Origin of the sequence: Symmachiella macrocystis (assembly GCF_007860075.1) — a bacterium.
Classification (GTDB): domain Bacteria; phylum Planctomycetota; class Planctomycetia; order Planctomycetales; family Planctomycetaceae; genus Symmachiella; species Symmachiella macrocystis.
Genome location: NZ_SJPP01000001.1, coordinates 1,132,867 through 1,154,586 on the forward strand (window position 1 = coordinate 1,132,867; position 21,720 = coordinate 1,154,586).

The 21,720-nt window shown below is 55.0% G+C and carries 10 protein-coding genes; 4 read left to right on the forward strand and 6 right to left on the reverse strand.

Going from position 1 to position 21,720, the window contains the following annotated elements:
• The first annotated feature begins 1,467 nt into the window (after positions 1-1,467).
• From CA54_RS04400 to CA54_RS04410, 3 genes are all read left to right on the forward strand, one after another.
• Positions 1,468-2,886: a sulfatase gene (locus CA54_RS04400; RefSeq protein ID WP_231962960.1), complete on the forward strand. Its 1,419-nt coding sequence runs from the start codon at positions 1,468-1,470 to the stop codon at positions 2,884-2,886.
• 360 nt (positions 2,887-3,246) lie between these two features.
• Positions 3,247-4,467: a M48 family metalloprotease gene (locus tag CA54_RS04405; RefSeq protein ID WP_146369636.1), complete on the forward strand. Its 1,221-nt coding sequence runs from the start codon at positions 3,247-3,249 to the stop codon at positions 4,465-4,467.
• The gene (locus tag CA54_RS04410; protein ID WP_146369637.1) at positions 4,464-9,707 is read left to right on the forward strand and encodes an AAA domain-containing protein; all 5,244 of its coding nucleotides are present in this window, start codon (positions 4,464-4,466) and stop codon (positions 9,705-9,707) included. The genes CA54_RS04405 and CA54_RS04410 overlap by 4 nt, the downstream gene beginning before the upstream one ends.
• Positions 9,708-9,914: 207 nt before the next feature.
• On the opposite strand, the gene CA54_RS04415 is transcribed toward CA54_RS04410, so the two are convergent.
• The 4 genes from CA54_RS04415 to CA54_RS04430 form a co-directional block, all read right to left on the reverse strand.
• Positions 9,915-15,011 (reverse strand): DUF5724 domain-containing protein, encoded by a 5,097-nt coding sequence (locus CA54_RS04415; protein WP_146369638.1) that lies wholly within the window; start codon positions 15,009-15,011, stop codon positions 9,915-9,917.
• A 110-nt stretch (positions 15,012-15,121) separates the two neighbouring features.
• Positions 15,122-15,547 (reverse strand): hypothetical protein, encoded by a 426-nt coding sequence (locus CA54_RS04420; RefSeq protein WP_146369639.1) that lies wholly within the window; start codon positions 15,545-15,547, stop codon positions 15,122-15,124.
• 273 nt (positions 15,548-15,820) lie between these two features.
• Complete coding sequence (locus tag CA54_RS04425) at positions 15,821-16,357, reverse strand: hypothetical protein (RefSeq protein WP_146369640.1); 537 nt, start codon at positions 16,355-16,357, stop codon at positions 15,821-15,823.
• A 278-nt stretch (positions 16,358-16,635) separates the two neighbouring features.
• Entirely contained in the window at positions 16,636-17,184 is a 549-nt protein-coding gene (locus CA54_RS04430; RefSeq protein WP_146369641.1) for a hypothetical protein, read from the reverse strand.
• A 149-nt stretch (positions 17,185-17,333) separates the two neighbouring features.
• Here CA54_RS04430 and CA54_RS04435 point away from each other — a divergent pair, with 149 nt between their 5' ends.
• On the forward strand, positions 17,334-17,792 hold the full coding sequence (locus CA54_RS04435) for a hypothetical protein (RefSeq protein WP_146369642.1): 459 nt from the start codon (positions 17,334-17,336) through the stop codon (positions 17,790-17,792).
• A 217-nt stretch (positions 17,793-18,009) separates the two neighbouring features.
• Here CA54_RS04435 and CA54_RS04440 read toward each other — a convergent pair whose 3' ends face one another.
• Positions 18,010-19,017: a YybH family protein gene (locus CA54_RS04440; RefSeq protein WP_146369643.1), complete on the reverse strand. Its 1,008-nt coding sequence runs from the start codon at positions 19,015-19,017 to the stop codon at positions 18,010-18,012.
• A 183-nt stretch (positions 19,018-19,200) separates the two neighbouring features.
• On the reverse strand, positions 19,201-21,585 hold the full coding sequence (locus tag CA54_RS04445) for an arylsulfatase (protein WP_146369644.1): 2,385 nt from the start codon (positions 21,583-21,585) through the stop codon (positions 19,201-19,203).
• Between the last annotated feature and the right edge of the window lie 135 nt (positions 21,586-21,720).

Here is a 21,720-nt window from a genome sequence, read left to right on the forward strand (position 1 = left end):
AGGCTGCTTACTCACTTGGCTCTCTAGAATGACGCGTGTTCCTACCTTCACAATTCCACCCTTCCATTTATGCGAGGGGCGAATGAGGTAGCGCTGGGGAGGGATTGTGCAGATGAAGGAACTGCAGATGCCACCCCCCAACCATATCGGTCCTGACCTCAAGAGACAGAGCAGCCATACACGAAGCCAATTTGGGGAAATCACGCGGCTTGCCACCATCAGCAGCATCCAAGACATAATGGGTTTGTCACTGGCACATATGGATTAGATGCCAGTTTTGCCAAGAAACAGCCCCTCGAACACAGTGTGTCCTTGTCTTCTCGAAATCCGAGATGAAGCACAGATTTCAGCACACTCCTCAAGTAGCCATTGTCACCGTCTCCGCGTTTTCTTCTACAACCTATTGACACACAGGAGAACCTCAGGAATCCAGATGCACGCACCCAACATTTGCAGGAGAGTGATCAGCCTGAGGTAAGCTCATCAATTCGATTTCAGCAGCACAGATTGGCGGATGTGAGATGCTCGGTGTGCTCAACTTGCAACGGTGCGACCAACGCTGACGGACCCAAGTACGTACCCGCAGTGCTCGCCTTTTCCTTACAACCATGATAAATCACTGCGGATTGATGAACACGGGAATTGCAAGCTGTTAGACTTAGGGATTGGTCAACTCGTAAGCCCGAAAACGGACAACGAAGATACGAAGGCTAACGCCAATTCTACCAAGCCAACGGCAGATATTAACATTGATCTAACCGATTCTGAAGGCGTAATTGATTTTGATTCGTTGCCAACAAGCACGCCACACATCATGCCGCCGGAACAATTCCGACGAAGGCAAACCCTCGCGAAAAGAAGTTTGGAACAGTCTTCCTGTTTTGTCTAACCCGAAAGGCGCGCCAACTAAACTTGGGGAAGTTCAGTTCAACCCTTTGAGTGTTTTCAAAGAGGTCAATTTCGCCTTGATGGACGGGACCGATACCTCGGTAAGCATGGCTCGCAGGCGATTTATGAATTCGATGATCGCTTGATTGCTGAGTGACACACTTCTCACGCCGATCTGGGCCTTGATCCTGGGCATTCTCATTGCCCCTACTTCATCTCTGTCAACGAACTCATCCTGCACTACTGGCAGTTCGCTCAAGGATATTTCGTCAAGACGGATGAGCAAGCTGGGATCCGCTCTGCACTTCGCCGTTTGCGTGAGTTATACAGCCAGCAGGAGGTAGCGGAGCTTGGCCCTCTCCACCTCAACGCTGTCCAGGTGCAATGATTCTTGCTGAACTGTCGCGCACGGTCATTCCCTTTGATCGTTCGAGGTGTGAGAAGACGGCGACACGAATAGTCAGGGAGCGTTGCAGCAATTGATTCTGGCAACGAGCGTGAGTACGGAGTATCCTGGAGTCGGTCTTGCTCACGGGCGAGACGGATACGCGGTTGTCTTTCCTGAACAGGATACCGGTCATGATATATCGATTGATGCTGCGGTGCGCGTTGAGAATGTCGGCAAGCGCCCTATTATTGTTGCTGGGCGTCAACATATTGCACGCCGCTGAAAAACCGAATGTGTTGTTTATTGCTGTTGATGATCTCAATGACTGGACCGGCGCGCTCGGCGGTTATCCGGGAATTAAAACACCGAATCTTGATCGGCTGGCGGGTCGCGGTGTGTTGTTCACGCGGGCCTATTGCTCAGCTCCGGCTTGCAATCCCTCGCGGGCCAGTTTGCTGACCGGCATCCGCCCCTCGACCTCAGGGGTGTACCGTAATTCGCAACCGTGGCGCCGCGCGCTGCCCGATGCGGTGACATTACCACAACAGTTTCAAGCTGGCGGCTATCGTGTCTGGGGGGGCGGAAAGATCTATCACGGCCGATTTCCTGACCGGCCGTCGTGGCACGAATACTTCAAGCGGCCGCAGGATCCGCATCCGGAAAAACGCCCCGCAAACGGTATCGCTAAAACAGGCCATTTCGATTGGGGGCCGGTGCAGGTTGCCGATGCAGAGATGTCCGATGCGGTCGTTACCTCCTGGGGCATCGATTTCCTCAAACAGAAACAAACACAACCCTTTTTCCTGGCGGTCGGTTTGTTTCGACCCCACTTGCCGTGGTATGCCCCGCAGAAGTATTTCGATCAATACCCGCTCGATTCAATCCGTTTGCCAAAGGTGCTGGACAATGATCTGGATGACGTGCCGAGGGTCGGCAAGAGATTTGCCAGGTTGCGCGATCATCGCAATGTAACCCGCACCGACAATTGGGAAAAAGCCGTGCAGGCCTATTTGGCGAGTATCACGTTCACCGATGCGCAGGTCGGGCGGTTGCTGAATGCACTCGATGCCAGTGGACACGCTGAGAACACGATCATCGTCCTGTGGAGCGATCACGGTTGGCATTTGGGGGAAAAGCATCACTGGCGCAAATTCGCCCTATGGGAAGAAGCGACCCGCGTAACTATGATGATCACCGCACCGGGCGTGACGCAGCCAGGTGGTCGCTGCGAACGGACCGTGAGTTTGCTCGACATCTATCCCACATTATGCGATCTGTGCGGCTTGGATCAGCCGGAGGTCCTCGAAGGGGACAGTCTGCAACCGTTACTCAAAAACCCGAGCGCAGATTGGACGCAGCCCGCTGTCACTACACACGGCCGCAACAATCACGCCGCCCGTAGCGAACGTTGGCGGTATATCCGCTATGAGGATGGTAGCGAAGAACTGTACGACCACGATGCTGACCCGCTGGAATGGAAAAACCTCGCCGCCGATGAGCAGAACGCCAACGTCAAAGCCGAATTGGCGAAGTCGTTCCCGACAGTGAATGTAAAGGGCATCCCGGAAGGCCGCGACAACAAGCGCAGAAAAATGAACAACAAACAATGACGACCTGTTCGTTCGACAGCGGCTACTTTGATAGCAAAACCAGAACCTAATCTCCGTCGCGGGAACAAATGACCTTGACCGAAAACGTTCCATGTCCTGCAGATTTGACCACGCAAAGATCACATGAAGAGTCTCAACGTCAGGTCATTTTCAAGTCGTTTTCAATTGTCGATCCTGAAGCCCCTTGATACTCTGGGTGAACCGATACAGTGCTCGAATCATTTCCTGTCTACTCCCCGTCGATTTCATCGTCATTCTCACAAGCGTCCATTGACGAATGCAGAACCTGTTCTGAATTGAACAATGCACCGTGCTGGTATCTGATTGAACGGACCAGAACATCTCTGTCGGCTGCGCCACATGCTTGAGATTCCCGACACCTTAAACGTTCCTACCTATCATAGTGAAGTCGCTGCGTACCTTCAGAATGAACAGGCTGAACTGTGGCAGTGGTTTGCTGCGAACTGTTTGGCAAAAGACCACACCGACGCTGTGAGGCTGGAATTGCTGAAATCGGCCTATCGTGTCGATGATCAGACGACGCCAAGGCTGCAAGAATTGGCGCATGAGGCTGCGCAGCAGCTCGGACTTGATGTTCCCATCACGCTGTATCACGCTCAGCGGTCCGTCAATGGATTGAACGCCCATCTGACCTATCTCCCTGGCGAAGTTCATATCGTGCTGCACGGATCGATAACCGAAATGCTCGACGATGTCGAGTTGCGTGCCCTCTTCGGTCACGAACTTTCGCACTACATTTTCTGGACGGGATGGGATGGCAAGTTCTTCGTTGCCGACGAGGTTCTCGCCGCTTTGAGCAACGATGGTCCACAAGGTTCGCCACAGTCGGAAAGTCATCGACTGCTTCGGCTCTACGCCGAAATTTTTTGTGATCGCGGAGCGCGGATCGCGTGTGGCGAACTGCTGCCGACGGTCAGTACGTTGGTAAAAACCGAAACCAGCGTGCGAGAGGTCAATGCGGAAAGCTATCTGAAGCAAGCCGAAGAAATTGCCGGCAGCGAATCTTCAAAAACCGTGGAGAGGACGCATCCAGAATGTTACATCCGCACAAGAGCGCTCAAATTGTGGGACGAGCAAGTGACGGGTGCTGAAGATGAGATCCGCCGCATGATCGAAGGACCAGCCGCACTCAACCAGCTCGACTTGCTCGCGCAAAATCGCATCAACCAATTCACGCGGCGACTGGTCGATGCGTTTCTTTCGAGCGCATGGTTACAGACAGATAAACTAGTGAGCCATGCGCGGCTGTTTTTCGACGGTTTTGAACCACCAGCGGAATCGAAAATTGATGAGCAACTGACCGCGGATCTCCAGACCCCCGATGCGTCACTGCGAGACTACTATTGCTACGTGCTGCTCGATTTCGTCACCACCGACCGCGAACTCGATGAAGCCCCGCTGGCGGCAGCCCTTCAATTGACTGAACGACTACAATTGGACAGCCGCTTTGGGGAGATCGTGCATAAGGAATTAGGAATTGGCAAAAAACAACTGGCCAAACTCCGCCGCGATGCCCCAAAAATAGTAAACCAGGTAGCACAGGAGAGCGAGGCGAGATGACGTCGTTCGATGAGTTCCTGCAGTCACGGTTGTCCGAGGGAGGCTTCACGACTGAAGATACCTTAGCGAGCTGTTTGCCTCTGCTGCGACAGGTGGTCGCCGCGCACGAAGCGGGACAGGTTGCCCCGCTGGAAGGGCTTGCTGATCTACAAGTCGATGGAGGGAGAATCTGGTTTGCAGAGTCGCGATTGCAGTCGCCAACACACAATCAGGCTGCGCTGCGCAAGCTGAGTCGTCGTGACGCATCTGCGGTTGAGATTGTCCACGAAGCTCGGGTCGAGTCCGCTGACGACGAGAATCACGACCGCGTTGTCAATTTGCAAATCGGAAAACGAGATGAAGAGATTCAGCGTCCAGTTTATCTGCAGGGATATGTGAGCTGGGAGCACCTGATTGACCATCACGATCCGCTGACCGATGTCTTCAGCCTGGGATTAATACTGGCGAGCATTGCGTGTGGGTTGAACCTGAATGAAGACGATGAGTTCGCCGCATTCGTGGAACAGCGGGGAAATCTGTTTGCCATTCAGTCTGGGCTGCATCCGGTGCTTGCACGTGCCATCCTGCGGATGACGGAACTGGACCGCCACCGCCGACCACAGGACCTCCCTGCTCTCTTGAATGCTTTGGAAAACTACCGTGACCAGGATATCGATTTTGATGTCGAGCTGGCACGTGTGGCGGACTTTGGGAAGAAGGACATCCACGGCAAACAGCAGATCGTGTTGTCCAAGCTCCAAGAGCGGCTGCTCGATATTTCTCGGCGGAATCGATTGCTGCACTTCCGGGCGACAATGCACACGGTGAATCTGACCCATGCCTCGGTTCCCTTGTCCTTCGACGTTGAGGGGATTCGGCCCGATCAGATCCTCGTTTGGAACAACGACATCCAGAAGCGTGTCGCTGCCGGGAAAGGCCTTTCGCTCAACAAACATCTGAATTTCCATGAGGCGCTCTACTTGCCCAGCCTGCTGGATCATATTCGGCTCGATGCGCAACGCGACAAGAACGAATACGGGTTTGCGCAATTGCGGCTCGTCGCCTGTTTTCTGCGATGGTCGAACCTCAAAGAAACTCCCCCCGTCGAATATGAATCACCATTGGTGCTGGTACCGGTTGAACTAACCAAGAAGAAAGGTGTGCGGGACACATTTCACCTCAAGTCGCTCGATTCTGTCGCGGAAATCAACCCGGTCGTGCGGCATTTGTTTCAGCAGTTGTACGGCATCGAACTGCCGGAGAGGATTGATCTCGAAAACTCGTCGCTGGATGACTTGCATACGTTTTTGGCTCGCGAAATCGAAGCGAGCGAACCAGCGGTCAGCCTGCAGAAGATTGACCGGCCGCGAATCGATCTCATTCATGACAAGGCGCAACGTCGACTGGACCAATATCAACGGCGCGTGCGACTCGCCGGACGGAGTGTGCGACGGTTTCTTGACCTCGATTACAGTTACGATCCGGCCAACTATCACCCCTTGGGGCTGCAACTCTATAACGACCGCATCCGTCCCGCGCCCACACGGCTGGAAGTCATCATCGATGAATCATCCGTCCGTCGGAATTACGCGGCCCCGCCTCAGTCCCCACCTGCGACAGAAAAACGCAAGACTCTGTTTTCCCTGCGCGAGGGGGGCGAGGGAAACCCGTACGCCTGGGAGTTCGATTTGTGTAGCGTGACGCTGGGCAATTTCAAGTACCGGAAGATGTCGCTTGTCCGCGACTACCGGGCACTCCTGGAAGATAACCCTCTCAATCCGTCATTCGATGCCACCTTTTCGCTCTCACCTCGCCCCGTTGACGATGACAATACGGCCCCCCTGGAATTGCCCGAACGGTATCATGTCGTTCCTTGCGACCCCACGCAAGGAGCGGCAATTGCTGAATCGCGAACCGGCAGTAGTTATATTATTCAGGGACCGCCCGGAACCGGTAAATCGCAAACCATTACCAATCTCATTGCCGATTACGTCGCGCGCGGGGAGCGTGTTTTGTTCGTTTGCGAAAAGCGGGCCGCCATCGACGTCGTCTATCATCGGCTGCGTCAAAAGGGGTTGGACCGCCTCTCCTGCTTGATCCACGACTCGCAGGCGGACAAAAAAGAATTCGTGATGGATCTCAAACGAACCTATGAGGAGTTTCTGGCCGATCCCTCAGAAAAAGCTGCGAATGCGCAACGCAAACGTGAGAAGATCTTAAAACAAATCAAACGGGAACTTGCGCCGCTTGAAGAAGTTCAATCGACAATGACCGCTCAGCCCGAAACGGTGGGGACCGAAGTCCGGGAATTGTTGGAACGGCTAATCGAACTGAAAGAACAATTGCCGGAATTCTCCTCACGCGCGCGTGAAAGCATTCCAGATTTTGCTCACTTACATTCGGCCCGCGAGGAATTGCAGCAGGTAGACCAATTGCTGAGAGTTGTTCAGCCTGACGGGGTCTTGGCGCGGTATCCGTTACGGTTGATCAACGATGCCGTTTTGAATGCCGATCGACCCATTGAGTACGTCACTGAATGTTTGCCGCCGGTGTTTGATTCGCTGCAGGAAATCGTTCAAGTAATTGCCGAAGCCGGTCTGCCGGCAACCAGTCGCGATACTTTCAGTCATGCGCTCGACATCATGCGCTGCGCATCGCAAGCCGGTTTTTTGGCCCGGCAAAACGCTTCGTCTCTCTTGAGAAAGGGGAGTCAAGCCGCCAGCGATTTTGCAAAACGAAAACGTCGATTCAACAAGCTCCATCGTAAATTAGAAAAGCAGCGCGAAGCCGCAGGGCACTGGAAGCAAAAACTACCTGCCGCCGAAGTCTCGACTGTCCGACAACGCGCCCAACTCTACGACGGCGATCATTTGCGGTTTTTCAAGCCGGGATGGTGGAAACTGCGGTCGGTGTTAAACCGTTGTTACGACTTCAAGTCGCATGTCCTATCGCCAACGTATGTGCAGGTTCTCGAATGGCTGGAAGGCGAGTATGCCGCAGAGCAAGCGGTGCATGAAGCCGATGCGGAGCTGGCAAAGGAATTCCGAGCCGAGGGTTCATTCACCGAATTCGCGGGGAGAATTTCGCAGTTCTCGCATTTCGTCGAATCACAACCGGAGCACGTGCAGACGGCACATCAATTTCTGATCAAAGCGGAGGACGCGGATACCCGCATTGCGATGCTGGCGGACCTCGCACCGGCAGCGGAACGCCTTGCCGAACAACTGGACCGCTTCCTGACTGATTACAAGGATGTATCGCCTGCTGACTTGCTCACATTATTGAACGAATTCGAGAATGCGCTGGACGATCTGCCGGACTATCTGGAATGCGCCCGCGAACTGGGGAGCTTGCCGCGGGAAATTGCCACTGCATTACGTGCGAACGACTGGACAGTAGAGGAACTGGAGGCAGCCTCTGCCCAATGCAGTTTCGAGGACGTGCTGCGGAAGGAGCGAAGTTTCGCAAAATTCGGCGGCAGTCTCCAGGCACGGCACGTCCAACAACTCGACCGACTCATGACCGATTGGCAACAGATCAACGCGCGAGTGCTCTGTGACCGAGTGCGGGCACGGTTTTTGGAGCACACCAAAATCTCGACATTGCCGGCTGCGCAGTTGACGCCTGAGCAGAAGCCTTTCAAAAAGGAGTATGCGCGCGGTCGCCGCGAATTGGAGCATGAGTTCGGGAAATCGATGCGCTACAAGCCGATTCGCGAGTTGGTAGCTGGTGAGTCGGGGATGGTGGTCAAGGATCTGAAACCAATCTGGCTAATGAGTCCCTTGAGCGTTTCCGATACGCTGCCGTTGGATACGGAACACTTCAACGTCGTCATTTTCGACGAGGCCAGTCAGATTTTGCTCGAAGAAGCCGTGCCATCGCTGTTCCGGGCAACACAGGCAATAGTTGTGGGCGATGAAATGCAGCTGCCCCCGACCAATTTCTTCTCCGCCCGTAACTCAGACGATGATGAACAATTGACGTTTGAGGAAGACGGTGAAACGGTCGAGTATGATTTAGAGAGCAACAGCTTCCTCAACCATGCGGCGCGCAACCTCCCTTCCCGCATGTTGCGCTGGCATTACCGCAGCCGGTCAGAATCGCTCATCAGCTTCTCCAATTGGGCATTTTACGGTGGCCGGCTTTTGACGGTTCCGGAAGAACAACTCGCGCCACTAGGCCGTCAGGAATTGATCGCCGCCTCATCGGAAGATGGTGTCGCCAACACCGCTGAACTATTGAAGCGGCCAGTGAGTTTTCATTTCATGCAGCACGGCGTTTATCAAGGACGCCGTAATCGAGCAGAAGCGGAATATATCGCCGAGTTGGTTCGCACATTGCTGCAATCCGCAGCGCATCCCACGATCGGAGTCGTTGCGTTTTCCGAAGCACAACAGGGAGAAATCGAAGCAGCGCTCGATCGCCTGGCTGAGGAGGACCGTACGTTTCGGGAACAATATGAATCTGAATTGGAGCGTGAAGAGGACGACCAATTCACCGGATTACTGGTAAAAAACCTGGAAAACATTCAGGGAGACGAGCGAGACGTCATCATCATGAGCGTCTGCTACGCCCCGAACGCGGCCGGTAAGATGCGGATGAACTTCGGCCCCATTAACCAATCCGGTGGGGAAAAACGGCTGAATGTGGCGTTCTCGCGGGCAAAACATCAAATGGCGCTGGTCAGTTCCATTCGTTCCGCAGCCATCACAAACGACTATAACGACGGAGCGAATTGCCTCAAAAACTATCTGCAGTACGCCGAACGGAGTTCCTCCGGTGATGCGGCGGGAGCTCAGCGCATCCTGCAGATGATGTCGCTGGCACGCACCGGCAATGACGATCGCCAGTCTGCGCGGAATGCGGTCATCAATCAACTAGAGCTTGCCTTGCGTGCGCAAGGCTATGAAATCGACTTCGCAGTGGGGCAATCACAATTCCGTTGTGACTTGGCAATTCGCCGCGCGGGAGACGCTTGCTATCGATTGGGTATCCTCGTCGATACCGTCGACTATTACCAGCAGACCGATCTGCTCGAGCGGGATCTGATGAAGCCCAATCTGCTCCGAGCTTTCGGCTGGCGAATCGCAGTCGTGTTGTCCAAAGATTGGTGGGAGAATTCCGCCAACGTGCTCGCACGACTGCTACGCATTGCCGAAGCGACTGAAGAAGATCTAGCGCAGCAGCAGGCGCACGAAACAACTCCAGAGGCTGCATCAACAGACACCACTGCGGGCCCAGTCGACGGAATTGATTGCTGATGACGACGCTGAGGAGAATGCCATTGATCGTTAACGCAGCATGTGATTTTAACCCAACCGTTCCGGCAGCAACCGGAAGTTGCCGCTACGACGGTCGATCCTGCCTGCAATAGCCCCGATCGGACCAGCATACGAGGTGGCAACGGTTTGCGTTCTCGACATGGGACCGCATCTCGTTCGACTACAAGCTGTGATCACCACACGTTGCTAGGCTAATGCTCGCAGTTGTTCGAGAATAATCGGGTCATCGATCTCTTCGTCACGCGCTAGTAGCAAGGTTTTTGAAACGACTTCAGCTGTGCGTGGGTCATCATCGGCGAATGGGAGAAATAAACGGCCGCGATGCTGAGAGTGCACAGGGACAATGCACACGGAACCGCCTGGCATGCGATGCACAACGCCGCTGCCAAGATGCAAAGCGTATTGCCCGAATTTCCCTTGAATGATGGCCTTTGAGTTTTTTATTTTGACGTTCTTCAAGCTGAATAGTTCGCACGTTTCCTGAAGTAGCGAGGCTCGCATTTCGACGGTGGAAGCACTTGCCTCGGGATCGACGTCGCCGGCATGGGCCACACTCACAACCAGATCCATGTCCCGCATCGTTTCGCTAAACAATCGTGCGGGAACATCAACGAGCGGCAACGACTCATAGGTATCGCGGTTGCGAAAACTGATCTGATCAATCGTCAACCCCTCGACTTCTAGTGGCGTGGTGATGCCATCGTCGAACGACACATTCGCAATAATTTCCTCGTGATAATACGTCTTCCACACACCTTCGTATGCGTCGGCCGACCAACCGCGTGTTCCCCATAAGGCATAGGCTTGGCGCGGCTGCACCTGCTGCCCCGCATAGCGATTGGAGATTGTTTTTTCTTTCTTCTCCTGTTTGGTAACGACGTATAATTCACGAAAAACCTGTTTGAATGGCTGCAGGCGTTCGGTCTGAAAGCATTCATGCTGCCATTTGTCCCATGCCGAGGTGAGTAGCAGATCGTGGGGATGGGCGATGCGGAAGCGTTCCTTTTTTTTAACGGGTTCGAGTTTCCCTGCAAAATCTCGCACCGCTTTTCCGCGTTTATCCGGATAGCCGATGCAGCCTTCGCCTACGAGGACCAGCCGCGAGAGCTGCGGCCATAGAAGGGCATGATCGGCGAACTGCAGTAGTTCGCTGCCGGTAAACTCATCGCCCCGGCACATGGCGGTCTCTAACGATTGTTTCACGCGTGAGGCTTGTCGTTTGAGGTGCTTATTTCGCTCGCGGAGCTCAACGAACTTGGCATCCTTTTTCACAGTGTTCGGCAATGACTTAAGAACTTTTTCGCTGCGGCGAATCACCAATTCTGGAACGGCTTGGTCGTCCAGAGAAAGCGTCAACGAGACGTCCCCCTGACTGACAACAATCGGTCCTTTGGCCAGATCTTTGGTCGATTCCGCTTCCATCGCCCACTGCAACCGGGTCGGGTCATCATAGCCCGCCGTTGCCGCCAGGTTCTGCATTCCAATATCGCATGCCCGCAAAGCATCGGGCTTGGATAGGGAACTGAGCTTGTTCGCATAGCGGCGGTATTCCTGTAAAACTTCGTACCGGTCGACAATATCCTTGGCCTGTTTCGCACCCTTGGCCAGCGGCAATAGTCCCAACAGGCGAACATTTTCCTTCAAATTTCGTTTTTTGATGCCCTCGACGAGATCCTTCTTCGAGGCCGTTCCCAATAGCACATCCGAGATGAATTGAGCGCGGCGAGCCTGCGCAGCTGTGGCCGCAAATTTGGCCGCTGCCGCCAAGTCCAGCCAGCGTCTGCGCGTGATCTGTTTATAGGTCCTGTGAAACCAAGCCACGTCAATCGCACCATCCGCGCGTTCGTCATCGGAGAGCGGCGTCCGCTCGCGGATGATGCGATCCCAACGCGAAAGTTTTTGAGGTCGTTCGTTACCCTCCTCATCCGCGCCCTCCGCGTCGGTCTCTTGGGCGTCTTCAACTTCCATAGAGTCCGTAACGCCGTACACGTATTTCATGTGAGCCATATACCAATAAAACCCTTCAGCGTACCCGGCCCACTTGAGTGTCGCATCAATAAATTCCGTCCATTGAGGGGCGAGAAAGCCGAGTTGTAGCAGTCGTTCTTCCGGAAAGTGTCCTTCCTTGATAGCGCGTTTCATGGTCACGGCGAATTGCTCGGGAGTGTCATCGTCCGCAGGCCACGTTTTGGCAACCATTTCGGTAAACGTCGCTGGCCGGCTCTCCTTGGGTTCGGACCGCCAACCACTCAACTTCTTAAAGCCCTCCTTGCCCAGTGCGGTCAGCAGACGCAGCAATGTTTCCGTGCCGCGATAATTCGCCGACAGCGCCGCCTCAGAGGACGGAGTGGCAGCTTCTCCGCGTCCCAGTTCAATCTCTAGCAACCGCTCCCTGACCCGTTGCACGAACTCCGCAACTTCCGGTCGCTGCAGAAATGCTCGTAAATACACGCCTGGAAATCGTGCGGTGATCTCGCTCAGTGAGCCATAGCCATTATTCCATCGGCTTGACTCTCGCGATCCAAGCAAATGGTCGCCGACATCTTCGATCGTGGCATGCCCGGCACAGTAAGCCTCGGCCAACTCTGAGAAATCCGGGCGGTCCCGTCTGACCCCTGGAAATGGTTCGTCGCGTCGCCGCAACATTTGCCAGTACCGTTGGCTTTGCTTCTTCGGTAATTTGACGGACTGATTTCCAATCAGTCGGATTAAGACAATCCACGATGCAGTGAAGTCCATGTCGCGCCAGTCCGTTTCCGAATCGCTGTAGGGATCCACCTCAGTCTTCTCAGGGTCCAAACGGATCGCCTCCATATCCTCCGGGGGAATCAAAGTTTCAATGGTTTCGATGGCATCTAAGCAGAAGTCGATCGCTTTTTTGGGGAGATGCAATACGACCAGCCAGCGCACAACATCGTTGACCACCGAGGAATACTTCAACTTGGGGAACTTCGTTTTGCCGCCGACAAAGGTTGCCAACGGCTTGCGCTCCGGTGTGGCATTCAGCCATTGCAGCATATATTCATTCCGCCAGTAGGTGCGGCTGCCCATCAAGCCCCACGCGCGCAACAATTCAAAACCATCCTTATCCTTCAACGCCGCGGGGCGTTTGCGGAACCATTCTTCCCAGACTTTGTGCAGAGGCAGCTCATCGATTTGCTGCTTGGCGGGCCGGTCGAAATCTGGTGAAGGGAAACCGTAATCCAACTCGCCCAGCAACGCCTCCTGCTCTTCACCATTCCAGCTCTTGTACTGGACGTTGGTTTCGCGATGTTGGTGAACAAGGTCGTCCAGGGACTTCAGCAATTTGGGGACCGCCGCGGTCACGCATTTCACGTTGCGTTTCTTGGCGGGGATCACCGGTGTCCGCCGCTGGGGATCGATCAGCCCCAGTGCATCGTCCAGCGTGACCGTTTCGCGATTCGATTCTAAGATCGCATCGACTTGTACTTGCTCGGCTTTCAAGACCTTGCCGCGCTCTTCGACCCAGGTTTGCACGGTTTTGATACATTCCGTTCGTCGGCGGTCCGCTTCAGCCAGTTGCCGCAAAACCTCAAGCCCGGCCAACCGTTGGCCTTTTTGCTTGGCAGCCATTAACCGTGCTGCACTCTCCATCGCTTGTTTGTCGGGCAACGTCAGGAGCAGCGATACGATCCCCGACCGCAGGTCGACCGCCGTGCGCGTGAGTAACGCTTCAAGGTGTTTCGTTTCAGCCGGTTTCAGTTTTGTATTCTTATACGCCTCAAAGGCTACGCTGCGCACGTCGGGGGACGCATCGCCGACGTGTTCCAGAATCGCCGTACGCGTCTGCGGATCCCACGTTTTCTGTTCCGCCAATGTCGTAACGATCCGCGACCGGTTCGCGGGATCAAGCTGTTTTAAATGGGGGATTAACCGCGTGGGAGGTAATGTTCCCAGCGATGAGACCAAGAGCGATGCCACGAAACCACGCTGCGCTGTGATTTCAAGCCACGGCCAAACTAAAGGTTTTAGCAATTTCGGCTTCTCCGGCATCCGTTCGTAAAGGCGCTCAAGTGCGACGAACATTCGTTCGTCGCCCAGGGTGCCAGTTTTGCCTTCATCGTCAAATTCGTCGTGCATCGGTCCGGTAAGCGCTATGAGCGCGACGCGGAGATCGTCATCGTCCAACGCTTTGATCAGAGCGGAGCCAGTCGCCGGTATTTCCAAGTGGCTGAGGTGCAGCGCGGCAACAAAGCGCATCTCCACATTCTTGTGCGCAAGCAACTTTTCAGCCGGTTTGACCGATGCCGGCGCGTCTTCAAACGCGATCGCCCACAGCGCAAGGTAGGCGCGTTCAGGATCGCTCCCGGCGAGGGCCTGTTGACATTTGGCGGGTTCCTCTAGCAGGTCGGCAACTATGGAAATCGTGTCGTTGACTTTTTTTGTCGCTGCCGATGCCCAAGCCAGACTAAACCACCCGTCCATTGCCATGACAACAGAGCTAAAGCGGGATAGTCCCTCGTCGACTATCAATCGCAACATTTGGCGGAATGCCTGCGGATGGGCGTCCACGACCGTTTGCAGGATCGATTGACGCAGGCCTTCCTGCCGCTGCGCCGCCCGCAACATATTCTGCATCAATTCCCAACCTTCGGGCCGTGATGCGCATAACAAGCCCCGTATGACGTGCTCACCCATGCCGCCAATCTCGTGTTCTTTGCGCGCCGAAGCACACAAGATTTCGAAGACTTCGTCCCCCTCTTTTCCACCAGCGTCCATCTTGGCGGCCAGGAGTGTCCCGACTTCGGCATTGTAATTTTGCCATCCGATTTGGATATAAGGACTCCAAGCGGCCAACCACGGCGCGGTGAGCACGTCGTCGCGAAAACCGCCGGCCAAAGCGATCATTGAATGGACCCAAGCCGCACGGCGTTTGCTGGAGAGATTCGGCAATTTCGCAGCTCGAAAGGGCCGGTGATAATAACCCGCTGAATACGGCGCCGACTTCAGCCACTGCCAACCCAATTCCACGTCACCGGCGAACTTGCCAAAAAACGTGCGAAACAGTTTTGTCCGCTCGGCTTTCGTCAGCGTTTCGAGTCCCTCACCCGGCAACTGCCGATAACTGGCAAGAAAGTCCATGAAGCCTGTGTGGTCTTTTCCAGACTTGTCTTTGCCCAGCAAGGCGAAGCCAACTTCACGGGGTTTTTTGGGTAATTTCTTGACGGCCGACAACCACCGGTCGGCGTTCCCGTTACCGTCTGCCTCTTGACTGACTTGCCATTTTTCCAACTGTTCCTTCGCGGCTTCCGGGTCGAGCATGGAAATTCCTTCGGGAAAGCCTGTTGCGGCTTTTCGTTGATGAGCGATGAAGATTGTGCAGAGAATGCTGCGAGAACGCGATCACATGGCGACGACAAACTCAAAGGAAATTATCCGCCGGCGAGTAAGGTCAATCGCACGAAGGTCAGTCGACTATCGGGCTGCAGATAAACGGGTCGGTCCAACGCGCGTTGCTCCTGGCCGTCAATGACGACGAGATACATGCCGTCTTCAAATGCTTGCAGTGCCGTCGCCACGGCATCTGCTTCATCAACCTGTTGCGGCTCGACCTCGCTACCCCCGGAATCGATTTTCCCTGCTTCGACCCCCGCATCGATTTCACGGGCAGTCAGTGCGCGAATGAGCTGATGGTCGGTTTGCCGCTGTTGAAACGCGGCCACTTCGTGCTGCACGATAGACTTGATCAAATCGCGGAGCGTGCTCCCCCCGTCATGAGAGTCTTCCGGCGGTGGGACGGAGAAATCGTCAAAGAGCGGCTTTTTACGTCCAATTGTTTTCCCACTGACAGTCAGCATGACCAGCTCCAAATTCGGTTGAGATTGCTGCTGTCATTATGCGCCGAATCGTGTTCGTCCGCAAAGTATTTCTCGGGCGTTCTCTTGTTTGGGTGGAATCGTCTTCTGGCCTTTGAATTGACAGAGACCATTCCACAACGCATCGTCGGCCAGACTCATTTTTAAAAAATGATCAGCAACACAAACTGCCAGCAATCTAGCCACACGAGGCCAGATTGCTGGAGCAGATTGTGAGGAAGTTGCGTGAGGCGGAGGCGATACTGAAAACTAAACTTACTTCTCTTCCGGTTGCTCCAATCGTACTAGCAGGTAATTCTCCACGCGATCGGTGCCAAAATGTACGAGTAGCGGAGCTTCGTCTTGCGTGAGATTGTAAAGCCCCGTTTCGGCGACGATGTCTTCACTGTCGCCAATACGAAATGCGGCCCGCTGCGTTTCCTTGTCGACTTGACCTTGGACCGTTTGTGCTTGGTCGGTGTCGATATTGTACAGCGTCCCGCTGACAATGCCGTCTCGGTTGACCGCCAATTGCATGGTTAAACTCGGTTGAACATCCTTTTCATTCATCGATACGGCAAACGTGCCCAGTGGCATCCACTCTGCCGCCTCCGCCTGCTCTTCCGACTCAGGTGGCGCGACCGTTGCCAGATCCATCGCACTGGCTGCAAATTCATCGGCCGTCGCCACTTCGGTTCCGCCTATATATACCGAATTGTCTTGATAGGTCACATTGCCACCAGCGCCATAGTCGTAATACACCGGTTGCGACCATGTCGTGGCTGGAGCCGACCATGTAAACCAATTCGTCAACGTTCCCCATGCGGGGACCGTCCACCAATGGTTCCAACCGTAGTTGTGGTCCCAGTTGTGGTAATGCCAACCGCCCAGGTCGTGGTAATGGTTATCCCACCAACCGTTGCCAAACCAATTCCCTTGATAACCATAACCTCGCCAGTTATTGCGAACACCATTCCCCCAACCGTTCCAATAGCCGCGGCGGGCGCCCGATGCGTTCCACCAGTTCCCGCGATTCGAATTGACGAATGCGTTGTTCCATCGGTTGTGGATATTGATATTCGTGCTGTTATCTATGTTCGCCCAGCGTGGACGGTTGTTGATGATCTTGTTGTTGTTCCAACGACCACGGTCACCGTATCCCGGCCGATGGCGGTCCGCAAAATCAGGTCGGTTGCCAGGGCGATTCGGGCGATTGCCCGGTCGATTCGGGCGGTCACCTGGTCGGTTGGGACGATTGCCTGGACGATTCCCATCCCCCGGACGGTTGGGACGGTCACCCGGTCTGTTCGGACGGTCGCCTGGTCGATTCGGTCGGTCACCCGGTCTGTTGGGACGGTTGCCTGGACGATTCCCATCCCCCGGACGGTTGGGACGGTCGCCCGGTCGGTTCGGTCGGTCGCCCGGTCTGTTGGGACGGTCGCCTGGACGATTCCCATCACCCGGACGGTTAGGACGGTCGCCCGGTCGGTTCGGTCGGTCGCCCGGTCTGTTGGGACGGTCGCCTGGACGATTCCCATCACCCGGACGGTTAGGACGGTCGCCCGGTCGATTCGGTCGGTCACCCGGTCTGTTGGGACGGTCGCCCGGACGGTTGGGACGATTGCCTGGACGATTGCCACCGGGACGATTCCCTGCCTGACCTGGTAGCGTCACCGGACGTTGCATTCCTAGAAAACCACCAAGATCCCCAGGGGACGGCCGCCCGCTGCCGGGGCGATTCCCACCGGGACGATTACCGCCAGGCCGATTACCACTACCGGGACGGTTGATGTTGGGACGATTGCCACCAGGCCGATTCCCGCCACCGGGACGATTGGGGCGATTCATCGAGGGTCGATTCCCGTTTCCCGGCCGGCCTCCACCGGCGAGTCCAGGAACACTGGGACGTTTTGACGGTCGTGTCGATGGTCGATTTGATGGCCGAGTTCCCGGACGCGTTGATGGCCGATTGATGTTGGGACGATTCGTTCCTGGCCGTTTGTTGCTGGGCCGCGAAGCGAGATTCGGTCGACTGGAACCAGGACGCGTCGTGGGCCGCTGGGGCCTCTTCGGCCGAGAGCTGCCACTCGGGCGCCTCGATGGCTTCAAACCACCGCTGGGCCGGGTGCGATTGGGACGCGATGTCGGCCGCTTGACTTGCGGACGATTTTTCGGCCGACTTGCGGTAGACGGTTTTCTAGCTGGACGCGAGGAGGACCGTTTCGGGGAACTGGTACGGGGCTTCTGACGCGACGCTCCCTGCGGGCGCGCACGTCCTCCTCCTCTCTGTCCTCCTCTCTGTCCTCCTCTCTGTCCTCCTCTCTGTCCTCCTCTCTGTCCTCCTCTCTGCCCTCCGCCCTTCTGGGCTCCGCCTTTGCGACCTCCGCCGCGATTTCCGATGGCAAAACTCTCGCCGGGCACCAGCAATAAAATGATGACGATAACTGTGCAGATTCGTAATCGGTTCATGGCGATTCTCCTTTGTCTGTGGCTTCCGCTTCGTTCACCGCGGCATCCGCATCCTCGATACGGACGACAGTCACCGCATCCGAAGCCGGAACCAATTCGCCATCGATTGTTTCCCCAATTGTTTGAACGCTAATCGTTTCATCATCCACCCGCGTAATCACCTGAGTTCCAGATGACACCCGACCATCACCATGAACGTGCGACATTTTGATCATCCAGTCTTCGTCATTCTTCGAAGCAAAACCCTCGCCGAAGGAGCCATCCGAGTGAAAGGTCCAGGAACGGATTTGCTTGTTCAGGGGATCCCAGCCGATGACCTGTGTTCCGCTAAGCGATTCGCCATCTTCATGTTGGACGTTAAAAGAACGGATCAGAAACGCGCGACTCTCCGACCAGCGCACCGTCGTGATCACGCTCGCGTTCTCGACATCGTCCTGCCAAGTTCCAACGAGCCACTCCAACTCTTTAAGAGCATCATAGGACGTCGTTGGCGTGGGGAGATCGCGTTCCTGTGAATTGCTGATCAGCCAATGGTCCTGTTCTTTGACCAACAGGGCTGTGTAACCCGACTCGATAGGGTCACCTTCGCCTGTGACTAGGGTCACTTGCCCTTCGACCAGTGCGATATCGGGCCGGACCATCCGCACTGTATCGGCGTGTCCCGACAATCGCGCTTGCGGGTATTGTTTAAAAAACTCAGCAAATTCCTGTTGCAGGCTTTCCCGCCCCTCTGTTCGTTCACCGGTTTCCAGGTCGATCGAAACTCCGTCAGCGGACCAATGGTTTGCCACAACTGCTGCATCATGCTTGTTAAAAACAGTGACGTACGCGCGAAGCTGTTCACGAACGGCCGCCTCGGTCGGGTCCATTTCCGCTGGGGAGGTGTCCAAAGTTGCCGCAGTGGCGTTCCCCTCAGTGGGCGATTTGTTGGTGGTGCTGTCGTCAGCCCAGTTCAGCCGACTGCAGACAATCAATATTCCCAAAAGCAATGCAGTTTGTTTCATCAGTGTGATCTCCGGATGAACATAGAGAGGTGTGGCTCCGCAGAACGGAAAAAGTAATTCTGCTGATCAATTGTGACACCGAGGACACGTTCAAATAAATCAGTCGTTGCTAGACTTGTCGCCAACACGATGTTTGGCTGCGGTTCGGACTGAGTAAAATGTCATGTGTCATTCCAGTGCGTGTCATTCCTTGTCTGTTGAGTAAGTGATCTTGGTTGCTCCGATCTTACCATTAAATGTGAATGGTGCTTGATCGTAGTAGTCAAGAGAGACCGGTGAATCTTTGTCAGTGCCGATGTCAAATGTCGCGTTGGATGTGAAATGCAGTGACATGGCGGCGAGGACACGGTCCTTGGCAACTTGTTCGCCATTGACTTTCAGTGTGACATCCATGGGCCCGCCGATCTTATCGACAAGTTTGGACTCGACTTCGATCGTGACCTTACCGGTCGGTAGTTTTTCCTGGGAACGGATTTTGGTTCGCTGGATCTCAAAGAGATTGAATTCGTAGCAGAGGATACCATCCTTTACGTAGCAGGTGATGCCTCCGGAAAATCCGGCGAGCGCATAGAGCACTCCGTTGGCATTTTCAGGGATGTCTACTTCCATGGAAACGAGGCTGCTGACCTTGCCAAGTTTGGGTGCAGCAGATTCTGGCATACCGATAATCGGATGATCGAACGTCCACTCGGTGAGACTCGATGCGGGCGCGTCTTCTGGGTGATACAGTGCGGTGGACCACAGGCCGCCTCCGATAGGAAGGTTCTTGTTCTTGGCGGACTCGGTCAGGAAGAGGGCCTTCATTTCCTCTAGCTTTCCAGGCATTTTCTCTGCAAGATCGTTCGACTGACTCCAGTCTTCGTCGAGGTTATACAGTTCCCACGTGTCGGTGAGTGGCGACCATTCGCGGATTCCTTTGGGAATGCCGCCGACCCACGGTTCGCGGGGACCACGCGCGCAGGCGAACCAGCCATCCTGATAGATGCTGCGGCTAGCCATGATATCGAAGAACTGGGTGGTCTTCGTACCTGCGGCCTTTGCATCGTCGAAGGTATAACTCATGCTGACCCCATCGAAGGGGTCCTGGGTGAATCCATTGACGACCTGCGGCGCAGGAATGTCGAGGATGTCATAGACGGTGGGGACAATATCATTGACATGATGAAACTGGGGACGTGGAGTGGCGTCGGCTTTGATCGACTTCGGCCAGGAGATGGCCATCGGTTGGCGGATGCCGCCGAAGTAGGCGCCTTGAAGTTTCGTGCCTTTGTAGGGCGTACTGCCGGCCCAGGCCCAACCGGCGTGATACATATTGTCGGTTTTGTCGGTGCCCAGGGCATCGAGACCGCCGAGTTCTTCGAGGGCTTCGAGATGTTGAGAGATTTTTGTGGGGATGGCGTTTTGAGCGAGTTGTTCGCTAATGGTGCCGTAAAGCCCTTCGGCAGAGGAACCGTTGTCGCCCCAAATATAAAGAATGAGTGTGTTGTCGAGGTCGCCTTGTGCCGTGATTTCGTCGATAAGACGACCGGCTTGGGCGTCGGCGTGCTCAGTGAAACCGGCAAATACTTCCATCAATCGGCGCTGGAAGGGCTTTTCGTTTTCGGGTATCGATTCCCAAGCGGCCATCGATTCGGCGCGTGGGGTGAGCCCGGTGTTTTTAGGAATCCAATCCAGTTTCTTCTGATTGGCGAATACGCGCTCGCGATAAGCGTCCCAGCCGTCGTCGAACTTGCCTTTGTATTTGTCCGCCCATTCTTTCATTACCTGATGCGGGCCATGGGACGCGCCAGGCGCCCAGTAGATAAACCAAGGCTTGTCGGGCGAATATGCTTTCTGCTCGCGCATCCAGTGGATGGCGTCATCGGCAATATCTTCGGAAAGATGGTAGTGGTTGTTGCCGCCGGAGGTCTCCGGCCGGTCGACGTAGGTCGTGTTGCGCACCAAGGTGGGTTCGTATTGCGATGCCTCTCCGGCAAGAAAACCGTAGAAGTACTCGAAACCGTAGCCAGTCGGCCAATAGTCGAAGGGGCCTTTCGAAGTGATCTGCTCCTCAGGCGTGTTGTGCCACTTGCCAAAGCTGGCGGTGTTGTAGCCATAACACTTTAATACCTCGGCCATCGTGGCGGATGTCTTGGGAATCACACCGCTGAAACCGTCGAAGTCGTTGGCAATGGCGGCGATCTGACCGTTGCCCACGCGCGTGTGGTTTCGCCCTGTTAACAAGGAGGCTCTTGTGGGCGAACACATTGCAGTCGAGTGAAAGCGATTGTAGGAAATGCCAGCCTTGGCGATGCGGTCGAGCGTCGGCGTATGGATCTCGCCACCGTAGGTGGATGGCGTGGCAGCGCCGACGTCATCGATCAAGATGATGAGGATATTCGGCGCGTCTGCCTTCAGCCGCTTCGGCTCCACGCGTTTCTTGTAAGTGGAACTTTCAATGGTGACTCCAGCCTGAGAACCAGACGAGGGAGGAGGAAAGGGCAAAATATCTTGGGCAGTCGCTACCGATGCGCATGCGATGAGGCAAACGACGGCTCGCGCCAATGTGACTTTCAATTGAGCAATCATAATTCAATTCCGTGATGTCATGTCTCGATGTGACATATTAAGTATCGCGAGGAATTAGGGTCTCTGAACGGTTCTCCGATCATTTGTCAAAACCGCGTGCTTTGTAGAACCGCTCAAGCGGAACGTTTTTAAGGT